This window comes from Sphingobacterium sp. SYP-B4668, assembly GCF_027627455.1.
In the GTDB taxonomy this organism is placed as follows: Bacteria; Bacteroidota; Bacteroidia; order Sphingobacteriales; family Sphingobacteriaceae; genus Sphingobacterium.
Genome location: NZ_CP115483.1, coordinates 168,987 through 181,054, shown reverse-complemented (window position 1 = coordinate 181,054; position 12,068 = coordinate 168,987). Strand labels below are relative to the sequence as shown.

Genomic DNA, 12,068 nt, shown 5'->3' with positions numbered 1-12,068 from the left:
TCATCTGAGGATTATCACTCAGTTTCAAGCAACAAAGGTACGACTTTAGACGCTAAAAAAATACTTTTCAATCGGTTAGATGGCTTATTTATGACAAAAAAAAGTGACTTTGATCACTTTTTCATTCTCACCCCTCCGAAATCCCCTCACCAACCCCAACGCGCCACCAAAAGCACGAGCGTCCTAATGACAAATAAAGGCCAACAAATCCTTGGGTCGCAAATATTTATACAATATCATACTGAATAACCAAATATAATTTTGAAAAGTTTTATTATCTTTACATTTGATCTTAAAACTGACATCAAGATATGGCCTTTCAGCCCGATAAAACAGACTTAAAAATATTGAAGCTCTTACAGGAAAATGGTCGTGTAACGAATCTTCAATTGGCTTCCAGCATTGGATTGTCTCCTGCTCCAACCTTAGAACGCGTCCGGAAGTTAGAGAATTCTGGGTTTATAAAAAGCTACCATGCTTTTGTGGACGAAGAGAAGCTCGGATTAGGTATCAAATCTTTCATTCAGATTTCATTGGATTTCCACACACACAATGCTATTCCAGAGTTTGTAGAAGCGGTTAAGGCTATTCCCGAGGTGACTGAATGCCACCACGTGACGGGCAACTGTGATTTCATGTTAAAGGTCTATGTTAAGGACATCAAGGCGTACGAGGCTGTGATTATGGAAAAAATATCCAAAATCCCTTTCGTCAAAACTTTCCAGACCATGATGATTATGTCTACAAGTAAGAAAGAGCCTATTATCCCCCTTGAATACTAAGCCTATGGAAAAAACTCTACCCACCTATGATGACTTTGCCCTCATCCTGGCATGGCCAGACTCGACCATTCGGGGAGACGAAGCATGGATGATGTTTTTCAAAAAAATTGGGCTCGTTAAAAATTTAAATTTCAAAGTTGGGCACACCGGAGTTGTTTTGATTAGTCGCCTTTCGGGAGAATTGCTATACTATGATTTTGGACGATACATATCTCCTCGCGGTCATGGTAGAGCCCGCTCCAAAGAATCAGACCCTCGTTTGGAAATTGACTTTAAAGCCCGTTTCGACAGCGAGGGCAAAATAGATAATTTAGAAGAGATTGTACAGCAGTTCGAGTACATGCGGGACGGCATGCAAGGTTTTGGGGAGCTCTATTTCTCTATAGCCTCCGACATCAGTTTTGATATGGCCAAGACTTATGCCGATCAGATTGTCCATGAAGGCTCGACTCCTTATGGGGCCGTGGCAAAAGGCAATAACAACTGTTCGCGCTTCATTCCACGCCTGCTCTTTAACTCATCAACGAAATACCATTGGCTACACTCCATCAATTTCCCGGAAACAATTAAATGTAGCCCTATCAGCAATATTGTGAATGCAAATCACTGCCGCACAGTATACTCCTATCTACCCGAGACGGGGCTTAAGCGTTTTAGAATGAATCGGTGGCAATCATTTTCTTTCTTAGTCAGCAAACTAAAGGATAATATCAGCACCCAAAAATCTGCGCAGCTGCCCAACGACTTAATTATAGGCGGCATGAAATATCAGTCCAAACCTATTACACTTCCCAAGCATGCACAATATTTAGGGGGTGTAGGTGAAGGTGCATGGTATGCCTTTCAGGTATCGGAAAGAAGCCAGCAGCTCATCATTTCCAGGTATACCTCTTCCGGGACGTGGGAGTATTCGGTCATTGGAGAGGCAGATGCCACCCTTAACCCACATCTCCCCTTTGAGGTTACCTATGACAGCCATCTCTTATTTACCCATGTGGTCCAGCAAAACCGCAAAATAGCGGTGAAACATATACAGCGCCTACACAAGGACGAGTTGCAGTTGTCTCGCGTACAAGAGCTTCTCGCTTAATCATTAAATTTTCCAGTCAATGGGTTCCCGTCCATGTTGTGCCAGGTAAGTATTGGCCTTAGAGAAATGTTTGGACCCGAAAAACCCCCTATACACCGAAAGAGGCGATGGATGTACAGACTTGAGCACCAAATGTTTGGCATGATCGATTAGCATCGCTTTCTTCTGCGCATAACTGCCCCATAGCATGAACACCACATGATCGGTCCGATTGGATACCTCATGAATAATATGATCGGTAAACATTTCCCAACCTTGCTTTTGATGAGAAGCCGCTTCATGCGCCCGTACCGTTAATGTCGCGTTCAACAGCAACACGCCTTGCTTTGCCCAGCTTGTCAAATTTCCGGATCTCGGATATTGAAATCCCGATATATCGGTCTGCAACTCCGTGTAAATATTCCGTAGGGAGGGCGGAATAGCAATTCCATCAGGGACAGAAAAGGACAATCCATGCGCCTGCCCATCATTGTGATAGGGATCTTGTCCTAAAATCACGACCTTAACCCTATCCAAAGGCGTGAGTTTAAATGCATTGAAGACTAAGTCCTCAGGAGGAAACACCAATGCCTGCTCTCTTTCTGCCTGTACAAATCGTGACAATGCTTTCATATACGGTTGCTTAAAAAGTGGCTGAAGCACTTCGTCCCAGCTTTCATCATAGCGTTTTTCCATGATTCAAACTTAGCCAAAAAGTGTCGTATTCAGAGGTTCCCACCACAAAAACTCCAACAGTAGCTTACATTTTCTTCCGAAATAATTCTTCCATCGGTTTCTGCTTTTGACTATCCTATGACCAGACAGCAATTTGCATACGATGCAATTATATTGTATATACAGCCAATTTTATCTAAATTTGTATTTTAAAAACAAAATATTTTAGACGAATGTCAAATTTAATTCGAATCATTATTAGCTCCTTGTTGTTGGTGGGCACCGTTGTTCTCTTTTGGTTTGGACAGTGGGGTTGGGGTGTTTTGGGTATATTAGTCACTATACTAGCGTGGGTCACCGTCTTCTTTAACGAGAACATGTTATTGGCTCAGTGGTTTATGCGCAAAGAGAAAATGGAAAAAGCAGAACTGTGGCTGAATAGGATTACCAATTATGAGAAGCAACTGATTCCAGCACAACATGGATATTACAATATGCTCATTGGCCTCATCGAGTCCAGAAGAGCCCCGTTACAATCCGAAAAATTCTTTAAGAAGGCCCTTTCCCTCGGTCTCCATATGGATCATAATATAGCATTGGCCAAACTTAGCTTAGCGGGAATAGCGATGGCCAAAAGAAATAAAAGGGAAGCGGAGAAATACCTCCAAGAAGCCAAGAAAGCAGATAAAAACAAATTGTTGACCGATCAAATCAAAATGATGAAAGATCAAATGGGTATGATGGATCGTCAACAAGTTCGATACTCTCGATAATAATACATAGAAAAGGCTGTCAAATTATAAATTGACAGCCTTTTCTATAAATTTACCTTGTTCGGTACTATCTTCAAACACCAATTTCAGCTTGCTGGGTTTTGCGGTTTTCGGCCAATTATCTACCGTTATTTTCAACGGGACAGGTACCCCATCTTCCATAAAATAATTCAGGTAGTTTTGACGGTCGACCAATTTTACCAGTACTTTACCCATTTGCATCGAGGTATACATATACATCTGCCTTTTAGCGTCTACCACCTGTGTCGCAAAGGTATTCAGTTTAAATTCTCTCGCGTTGCGCTGATAGGAAATCAGATACAGCTCTATAGTAGCCCTGTTGTTCTTAACATCCACTGTCGCGCTCTTAATATCAATCTGTATATCGTCGATTACATTCTGGACCGTATCCTCCTCCTGCGCATGCAAGATATTCGTTGTTGCTCCCATAACGGTGATAAGTGCCACCACTTGAAATATTTTTTTTATCAACCTGTTCATCTTAATTCATTTATGCATTAGCTCGGATAGCCACTTGCACAATACCACCCACTAATTGGTGTATATTTGTTGCATCTTAAACGCGTAATCAGCTTATTCCACCAACTATACGCGTGGATATCCTAGGCCAAAATACAAAATTTATCAGATTTGCAGATTACAATTTACATTTTTGAACAGTCTGGAAGACCTGTATCGTTTCATAAAGATTTTCGATGATTTCGTTGGTCGTTGCTTTTATGATCTCCTCTGGCAAACCTTTAAATAGACATTTTTTAGAAAATCCAAAATTCTCAAACTGCATATTGATAAATACGGTCCCTACAGGGTTCTTGTCCGTAGTCTCTCCACACGCGGAGGCAAATCCTGTGATTGCGATCGCAATATCTGGCCTGTAGACCCGTTGGAGGCCTTTCACCAATGCAGCTGTTACTTCCGCAGAAACGCCACCATACTTATCCAACAAATCAGCATCAATTTGCAGTGCCTGCTTTTTCATCTCGTCGTGGTAGCACACTACAGAACCTAGAAAATAATCCCCTGCATGCTGCTCCAGACTGATGACAGAGGCGACAAATCCGGCCGTCATACTCTCTGCCAACACTAATTTCAATTCGTTCTTGGAAAAGTACTCACCACATAGGTTAAGTTTTTCTGAATTGATTTCCATATTTTAGGTATTAAGAAGTTAGAACGCTATTTTTCCACCCGTAGCGGGAATAGTTGCTCCCGAAATATAAGATGCGGCTTCAGATGCCAAGAAGACAAATATCGGAGCTATCTCAACTGGCTGCCCGGGCCGTCCCATCGGGGTATCTTTCCCGAAGTTTTCGTGCTCGGGAATCGTTGACGGAATCAAGGGTGTCCATACAGGTCCTGGTGCTACAGCATTGACCCGGATTCCATTGTCGGCCTCCAACATCATCTGCGCCATATTCGCTGTGAAATTTTGGATGGCAGCCTTGGTCGCGGCATAAGGTAGCAATATCGGATTGGGGTGGTAGGCATTGACAGATGTGGTATTGATGATACTACTCCCCGCCAACATAAAGGGCAGTGCTTCATAACACAAATAAAACATGGCGTGTACATTCGTATCGAAGACCTCTCGCCATTCGTCAGCCTGAATAGACCCAAAATCTTTATACGTCCGCTGATAAGCTGCATTATTTACTAGAATATCGATACCGCCCCATTCTTCGGTGGCTTTCGCAATAAGGTGATGGCAATGCTTCTCGGATCGAATATCACCAGGCACCAATATAGCTTGACGCCCGGCATGCTCTACCCACTTTTTTGTATCGAGCGCATCCTCTTCCTCATTGAGGTAAGAAACCAAAATATCGGCCCCTTCCCTCGCATAAGCAATTGCAATAGCTTTTCCTATTCCAGAATCAGCCCCCGTAATTACCGCTTTCTTTCCTATCAACAGGCCGTTCCCTCTGTAAGAGGTCTCACCGTGATCGGCTTTAGGATCAAGTAGACGCTCCAACCCGGGAGGAGACTGCGCCTGCCGTCCAAAGGGAGGCGCAGGATATTTCTCCGCAGGATTGTTGTTATGATTTATATAATCTGCCATAGTTGTTTTTATTCTTAAGATGTAGAGGCACTATCTATCTTTGAAAAAAAGCAGATAGAGTATGCCTAGTATAACAATCGCTATAATGATTACCCATGGAATCGTAAACCCGGCAGGTTGATCATCCGGCTCTTCAAGAATAGACTTTGGCACTTTTTTCTTTCTAAATAACATCGCCTCCTCCTTTCTATGGTGTCTGTATAGTAGAAGTATCCGTTCTATTTGAATCAATCGGGGTTACAGAAGTATCGGTCCCGTTCAAGTTGTACCGTGACTCTTCTCCATTGGTTGGTGGCACGGCGGAAGGCTGTCCATCTCCATTATTTTGATTATTATCAGATGCGCTATTACAAGCTGTCACTGCGATTACACAACCGATGCCAAGCATCATTACTGTCTTTAATGTTTTCATAGTCTTTTGTTTTAGTGTGACAAAACTGTTGCTATAAAAACATCCTTTGTAGGCTATCTGTTTGGCAGACAACCCACAAAGGGCATTTATACATACTTATCGAGTATTTATACGTAGACGGCTTTTCTAATGAATCAGGCCGTTTTGAAGGGCAAATTTAATCAGCGCCGGGGTATTTTTAGATTTAGTCTTGTCAATCAAGCTTTGACGATGCCCTTCTACTGTTCGCTTGCTCAAAAATAAACGTTTGGAGATTTCCAGATTAGTCAACCCTTCGCCCAGCAGTTCCAGTACTTCCAACTCTCGTGAAGACAGGTCTAGCTCTGCTGGGTCTATCTTATTTATCTGCGTAGCGTTCTTTTCGATAAGCTTGTCTATAAATTTAATCATCAATTCCTCACAGAGGAATCGCCCCCCTTTTGCCACATGATTGACACAGAATATAAGCTCTTCGGCCGCAACGTTTTTGACCAAATAGGCTTTTGCACCACATTCAAAGGACTTGGCCACATGTTGTTCACAATCCAACATCGTCAGCACAATCACTTTAATAGCCAGATTACGTGCTTTTACTTCTTTAATCAGCTGGATACCATCCACATTGTGCATACCTAGGTCGGTGATGAGGATATCTGTCTCTACCCCTGCAGATAGCAAATCCAATATCTCCTTTCCACTCCCCACTTCACCCACTACTTCAAAGTTATCCTGAGAGTCCAGCAGCAACTTGATTCCATTCCGGACCACTAAATGGTCTTCGGCGAGCATAATCTTGATTTTCTTCATATTTATGTTACTTGCAAATTGACCAACACTGTGCTACCAATTTTATTGGCTTTGATTTTAATATCTCCATTATACAGATGGATCCTACTTTTTATATTGCGCAAACCCGAGCCCTCCTGCACACATTCTTCGAGCTCCTTAGCGAAGCCTTTGCCATTGTCGGTTACCTCAACAACTATTGTATCTTGCGCCCAAGATATCTTCACTCGGACTTTGGTCGCCATCGCGTGTTTCATACAATTATTTAGCAGTTCTTGTACAATCCTATAGATAGCCAACTTGAGGCCATCGGGTAGTGTTTCGCATTTTTCTTGGACCAGTGCCGTCACCTCAAATCCCGGAATCGCTATTCGCTCGGCCATTGTCTTCAATGCTGCTTTGAGGCCGAAGTCATTCAGTACAGAAGGAACCAAATCCATAGACAGATTTCGGATCTGGTGGATAGCCTCATTCAACATCTTCTTGACAGGTACGATACGCTCTCGATAGTCATATTCTAGTACAAAATGTTGGAGGTTTAGCCGTGCAGCATAGAGCAGTTGTGCCACACTATCATGCAAAAAATTTCCTATGTCTTGTCTTTCCTGTTCTTGCGTGATGATAATAGCATCATATACCTCCTGCTTCAGCTCCAGTAACTGTCTATTTGGGCAAAATTCTTTTTCGAATAGCAGGATGCAGTACTGATCTTCGCCAAGTTTCGTCTTGTATTTACGGACATAGGCATCTGTCATCACAATATTATTACCTTTCCTAATCAATCCGAGACTGACCAAAAGCGGACTTACTAACGTTTTACTATTCTGCAAAATAGATTTAAAACTTAGCGCGTCCTCTTCGGTAAGATACTCAAATATGAGCCTGCCCATCATTTCCGAAGCATCCCGCCCCAACATATGCTCCAATCTCGAATTGACTTTAAACAGCTGAAAATACCGATCTAACAAAATAAGTCCAAATGGTCCTTCTTTGAAGAAGATATCAAAACATAGCTGATCTCGTTCAGCCTCTTGTTCAAAAAGAGAATATTGTTCCGGCCTAGCCGATGGAATATACGGTGACGCTGAGATGACAGCTTCCCCATCAGTCTTTTTCGTGTTCATATTCATGTATCTAAAAAAATCTGAGGCTCACATTGGGTCATAAGCTCCTTTCGACTATATAGAACAACTAATCGCATTAAATGTTCTGCGCTTCTTCCAATAGAATCCTTTCATTTTTGCAATATCCGGTAAAACCTTAATGACCGTCTACGTTTGATAGCCTCGTATTAACATAATAGATGTACCATATATTACGTGTATTACGGGCTTTTATTGTGATTTATCATCTTACCTCCGTAATAACACGCATGCTCGCTGCTACAAATACCCGTTCGCCATTTTATCTAAACTTAGCTCCAAACGCGCTGTTATATTATAGTGTAATACAAAAATCAGTGCTATGAAACACGAAATCCCCACCCAACACGACGGTCGCAAAATGGATGCTTCTGAAAGCATTAGCTTTGCCCACCTCGCAGATGCAAAGCAGTGCTATGACGTGGTTCGGAGCCGGTTACTGTGTATCAGCCACTGGTATCAAATTGCCGAGTTGCCCATGGCGACTTTCACTCATCTTGACAACGTTGGTCAAGCAACATTACAAACGCCCAACATCGGCGACTACATCCAAATCGATATTCCGGGCCCTGGTCTACCCAGTACGGATGGCTTTGACTATGTACAGATTGAGCGCATTGACGAAAGCAATGATCCCAATCTCCAAGCACTCACCATCACCCTGCGTCCCTGCGTCAACCCACTATCCGCTCACGATGATGAAACGAAGCATTTCTTCAAAAATATCGCCACTTCTACCCTACAGATCCAACGTATCAATAACAGCATCAATGCGAACTATTTCGGTCGGAATGAAGTCATCAATCTAGAAGTTGATGCCTTATCCGACAAAATCCGCAATTTCATTATCGGTGCCGGAGCAAAACTGGGGGCTTCGTTTCCACAGTGGAAATCTTTACTTAAAGGGCTGCTCAACACGAATATTTCGACAAGTGACCAGCAGTGTCCTTCTTAAATGCTCCCCCAATCACAAGCGAGGGAAAGCGCCTTCTAATGAAGACCTCTCAACTCAAAAAAAGATTCGTTCGCAAGCTGGCCACGATAGCTGCGCCTTCCTTTACACGTCGAATCTCCAGCTCGCCCCCGTGCAATAACACCCGATTTTGAATATTTCTAAGCCCAGAACCAAATACGATTTCATTATTTTCGTCTATTTTAAACCCATTTCCATTATCGACAACTTCTATTTCAATCCGGAATGCCTCCATTTCATTTATTCGAATAGACATAGCCGTCGCTTGGGCATGCCTCATCCCATTGTTGATCAATTCTTGTACAATCCTGAATATACTCAGTTGCAAATCTGCAGCCAGCGCATCTACTTTTTCGTCTACCTGCGCATCGATCTTAAAGCTGGGCAGCGACAGCTTGTTCACCATTTGCATGATGGACATATACAAGCCATTATCTCTTAAGAGCATAGGTGCCAGATCGTTGGAAAAATCCCGAATCAGCCGTATAGCTTCATGGAGCATCTGTTGGACGGGCAGTACAGCTTCGTCATGCGCCCCATTCATTTGAAGGTGTTGCAGATGTAAGTGTATACCATATAAGTACTGAGCCACTGTATCATGTAGGGAGGCACTGATTGCTGCCCGCTCGGCTTCCTGCGTCTGTACTATCGTGTGATATAAGATTTCATGTTGTTCCAGATATTCATCGTCCGGTCTAAAATCATTCCGAAGTAAAAGGATGCAAAAGCATTGTTTCCCTCCCTCCCCAACAAATCCCTTCAAGAAATAAGTCATCAGTCGACTCCCATTGTAAGGGCATTTTGTCTTTATGAGTCGCAACGGAGTCAGCCATCCAAGAGAGTGTTGGCCCATCAAAGCCATCATTTTCTTCTTGCCATCCTCATACAGAAAGTCCAACACTCGCTTCCTCTTTAGATTTCCGTCCGGAGCATCCAATATGGCTGCAGCGATTTCATTATAACGTTGAATATACCCCTTCCCATCTGTCATGACATAGCCAAAGGGGCCATCGTGAAATATGGTATAAAATTCCTCAATTTCTTTCCATTCCTTTAGCTTTCGGTGGTTCAGTGACGGAGGCATATCCTGTTCGGCACCTCCACCACTCCTATTATTCAGTATCTCTCCCATTATATTGCTTCAAAAAATTGGACACTATCATTCCATCTTCCGTATTTCACGATCGGAAGGGATTGTTTTTTCTATGATGTCATGTTCGGGCTCAATAGGTCAATGGCATTGCACCGACCCACGCTAATTTTTACGACTTTGGGCTTTCATGTTCACAAAGTCGATTTGCAAACCATGGTTATTTAGGTCTTCATATTTTGTCGTATCCCCCCTTGTGAAATCTTATTGCAATAGTTGGTTAAAGTAAGCACTTGCATTTTTTTCTTAAATCTCCTTTTCTTATGCGCCGAGTAACCTCTAGCTGTTCGGTTAAAATTAATGAAATAATTTCACAGCCCTTTCAATCAAAGGGGGTGGTATATTCAATACCGTATTTGCATCAATATTTCAGGTATTTCACGCAGTACGTTAATAATTCGAAGCTCGGGGGGGGAGAAGCCTTTACACTCTTTTGGTGTTAATGGCATTTGCCCATTTATCCCGTTGGCATCGTGGACACTTTCGAGTAGGGGGAATATAGGAGATTACGCCGCCGCAATACATACATGCCACCCATACATTCTCCTGTTCACGAGTTGCCTCTTGGTAGGCATCCGGGAAAAGGGGTAGGCCATATTTGACCTCCTCGTCCGGATAAAACAGGATGCTCATGGTGCCGTCAATTTCCAACACCGCAGTCCGCACTTGTCCTAGGTGCTCGACGGATTGGTTTCGCAATTCAGAAAAAAATTCCATTTTAGAAAAATCGCTATCACTTTCATGCTTCATTTCAAACATCCCCTCCCTGACTACGACCATAGCCTCCCCTTCCAATATTTTATTTATAAAGACCGACTTGGAGGCCAACCACGTCACGAGTTTATAGACCACGATTACCGAGAATAGCACCACCAGTGCATAAATAACCGGCAGCTCTTCCTGAAACATAGGGTCACCAGCGGCCGACCCCAGGCTGAGGATAATCGCGACTTCGAAAAGCGTCAATTGCCTTACCCCTTTTTTGCCGGACAGCCGGAGAATGACCAATATCACGATAAACATAATCACCGAACGACCGACAATTTCCCCTACAAAATCCCACTCCGCACCTTCCAAGAATATTTTTCGAAGTTCCAACATACTTATTTATGCTTAGGTGCTTTAGGTTCACGAGGGTGGATATCCGGATCAGGCATATCATTGAGCTGGTCCACTTGAGGGTCTACGCCGGCTTCACCGTCGCCTTCCTGTTTTTTGTTTCTCTTCTCTACCACAGAAGTTATGGTTTTCTCCTTTCGGGGCTGGCGCTCCTTATTGACGAGCCCCACCTTTGCATTTTCTTTTTTGATAGCCATGATATTATTTTTATAGTTAGCAGTATATATAACCATCAGCGGATGTCAAAAGTTTTTATACACATTGCTGACAAGGGTATCGTGAAGAATACGCGGGAATAGGATATAAATACTCAAAAATCATCTTTAAACTACTTGTTTAAGATTCAAATATAACAGCAACAGTCTAAAAATCAGAATATTAAGTATTTAATTAGGTTTTCCTAGCTAAACATTCACCATAGGTCTTTGTTGATATAATAAGAAATCCCATTAAACATAAAAGGAGGAAACATGTATAACGAAAACACGACAGCAGAAATCATCAACGATTTAATTGAAATCAACAACGATCGTATTGAGGGCTACACCACAGCTTTAGAAGATTTAAAGGGCCAAGAAGATATCGACCTTCGTTCCTTGTTTGAGGATTATATCCAACAGACCCGTCAGTTCAATAGCGAACTGGCCCCTTTGGTCGTCATCAACGGCGAAGAGCCTACTACCGGTACCCGTAATTCGGGCAAACTTCACCGATTGTGGCTAGACGTCAAAGCGACCTTCAGTGGACACGACCGCAAGAGTATACTCGAAGAGTGCGAGCGCGGTGAAGATGCCAGTAAGAAAGCTTATGAAGAAGCGCTCAAGGATTCTCCCCATTTGCCGCTCAATGTGGTCGAAATTATTGGGAGCCAAGCCGAAAAGCAAAAGGCGGCTCACGATCGAATTCGAGATCTACGCGATGCGGCAGGATAAGGCAGAAGGATTGCTACGACAGGGCACCTGTGAGCGGCTATTTACCGAGAGTCGATTTCGAAGGCGACTTCGCAGTACCTGGGCAATCCTTCCATATTAAGTCTTCATTACCTTAGTGTTTAAGCCCGTCTTGCGCATGCACGACGGGCTTTTTTAATAGTTGCCATCACTCGTTTAGATAGCGAAACTGTCTATT

At 43.0% G+C, this 12,068-nt stretch carries 15 protein-coding genes; 5 read left to right on the top strand and 10 right to left on the bottom strand.

What is annotated here, in order from left to right; translation table 11 throughout:
* Positions 1 to 311: 311 nt before the first annotated feature.
* Together OQ289_RS00820 and OQ289_RS00815 are read left to right on the top strand one after the other, a co-directional pair.
* Positions 312 to 782 (top strand): Lrp/AsnC family transcriptional regulator, encoded by a 471-nt coding sequence (locus tag OQ289_RS00820; RefSeq protein ID WP_033563698.1) that lies wholly within the window; start codon positions 312 to 314, stop codon positions 780 to 782.
* A gap of 4 nt (positions 783 to 786) precedes the next feature.
* The gene (locus OQ289_RS00815) at positions 787 to 1,872 is read left to right on the top strand and encodes a DUF6695 family protein (protein WP_270088982.1); all 1,086 of its coding nucleotides are present in this window, start codon (positions 787 to 789) and stop codon (positions 1,870 to 1,872) included.
* A 3-nt stretch (positions 1,873 to 1,875) separates the two neighbouring features.
* Here OQ289_RS00815 and ung read toward each other — a convergent pair whose 3' ends face one another.
* Positions 1,876 to 2,547 carry a uracil-DNA glycosylase gene (gene ung / locus OQ289_RS00810; protein ID WP_270088981.1) on the bottom strand — a complete coding sequence of 224 codons (672 nt, stop codon included), beginning with the start codon at positions 2,545 to 2,547 and terminating at the stop codon, positions 1,876 to 1,878.
* A 212-nt stretch (positions 2,548 to 2,759) separates the two neighbouring features.
* Between ung and OQ289_RS00805 the strand changes: the two genes are divergently transcribed.
* Positions 2,760 to 3,299, top strand: coding sequence for a hypothetical protein (locus tag OQ289_RS00805; RefSeq protein WP_033563701.1), 540 nt, complete (start codon positions 2,760 to 2,762; stop codon positions 3,297 to 3,299).
* A 24-nt stretch (positions 3,300 to 3,323) separates the two neighbouring features.
* Here the strand turns inward: OQ289_RS00805 and OQ289_RS00800 are convergent, their stop codons facing one another.
* From OQ289_RS00800 to OQ289_RS00775, 6 genes are all read right to left on the bottom strand, one after another.
* Positions 3,324 to 3,800, bottom strand: coding sequence for a hypothetical protein (locus OQ289_RS00800; protein WP_270088980.1), 477 nt, complete (start codon positions 3,798 to 3,800; stop codon positions 3,324 to 3,326).
* A 157-nt stretch (positions 3,801 to 3,957) separates the two neighbouring features.
* On the bottom strand, positions 3,958 to 4,470 hold the full coding sequence (locus OQ289_RS00795) for a CinA family protein (protein WP_270088979.1): 513 nt from the start codon (positions 4,468 to 4,470) through the stop codon (positions 3,958 to 3,960).
* Positions 4,471 to 4,488: 18 nt separating this feature from the next.
* The gene (locus OQ289_RS00790) at positions 4,489 to 5,379 is read right to left on the bottom strand and encodes an SDR family oxidoreductase (protein WP_270088978.1); all 891 of its coding nucleotides are present in this window, start codon (positions 5,377 to 5,379) and stop codon (positions 4,489 to 4,491) included.
* Between the two features lie 187 nt (positions 5,380 to 5,566).
* Positions 5,567 to 5,791 carry a hypothetical protein gene (locus OQ289_RS00785; protein ID WP_270088977.1) on the bottom strand — a complete coding sequence of 75 codons (225 nt, stop codon included), beginning with the start codon at positions 5,789 to 5,791 and terminating at the stop codon, positions 5,567 to 5,569.
* Between the two features lie 126 nt (positions 5,792 to 5,917).
* The gene (locus OQ289_RS00780) at positions 5,918 to 6,577 is read right to left on the bottom strand and encodes a response regulator transcription factor (RefSeq protein WP_033563705.1); all 660 of its coding nucleotides are present in this window, start codon (positions 6,575 to 6,577) and stop codon (positions 5,918 to 5,920) included.
* Between the two features lie 2 nt (positions 6,578 to 6,579).
* Positions 6,580 to 7,680, bottom strand: coding sequence for a sensor histidine kinase (locus tag OQ289_RS00775; protein WP_270088976.1), 1,101 nt, complete (start codon positions 7,678 to 7,680; stop codon positions 6,580 to 6,582).
* A gap of 340 nt (positions 7,681 to 8,020) precedes the next feature.
* Here OQ289_RS00775 and OQ289_RS00770 point away from each other — a divergent pair, with 340 nt between their 5' ends.
* Positions 8,021 to 8,653, top strand: coding sequence for a hypothetical protein (locus tag OQ289_RS00770; RefSeq protein WP_270088975.1), 633 nt, complete (start codon positions 8,021 to 8,023; stop codon positions 8,651 to 8,653).
* A gap of 49 nt (positions 8,654 to 8,702) precedes the next feature.
* Here the strand turns inward: OQ289_RS00770 and OQ289_RS00765 are convergent, their stop codons facing one another.
* The 3 genes from OQ289_RS00765 to OQ289_RS00755 form a co-directional block, all read right to left on the bottom strand.
* On the bottom strand, positions 8,703 to 9,803 hold the full coding sequence (locus OQ289_RS00765) for a sensor histidine kinase (protein WP_270088974.1): 1,101 nt from the start codon (positions 9,801 to 9,803) through the stop codon (positions 8,703 to 8,705).
* Between the two features lie 441 nt (positions 9,804 to 10,244).
* Positions 10,245 to 10,922: a DUF421 domain-containing protein gene (locus OQ289_RS00760; RefSeq protein WP_270088973.1), complete on the bottom strand. Its 678-nt coding sequence runs from the start codon at positions 10,920 to 10,922 to the stop codon at positions 10,245 to 10,247.
* A 2-nt stretch (positions 10,923 to 10,924) separates the two neighbouring features.
* Positions 10,925 to 11,137, bottom strand: a complete 213-nt coding sequence (locus tag OQ289_RS00755) for a hypothetical protein (protein WP_270088972.1) — start codon at positions 11,135 to 11,137, stop codon at positions 10,925 to 10,927.
* Between the two features lie 273 nt (positions 11,138 to 11,410).
* Between OQ289_RS00755 and OQ289_RS00750 the strand changes: the two genes are divergently transcribed.
* Positions 11,411 to 11,872 carry a ferritin-like domain-containing protein gene (locus OQ289_RS00750; RefSeq protein ID WP_270088971.1) on the top strand — a complete coding sequence of 154 codons (462 nt, stop codon included), beginning with the start codon at positions 11,411 to 11,413 and terminating at the stop codon, positions 11,870 to 11,872.
* The last annotated feature ends 196 nt before the right edge of the window (positions 11,873 to 12,068 follow it).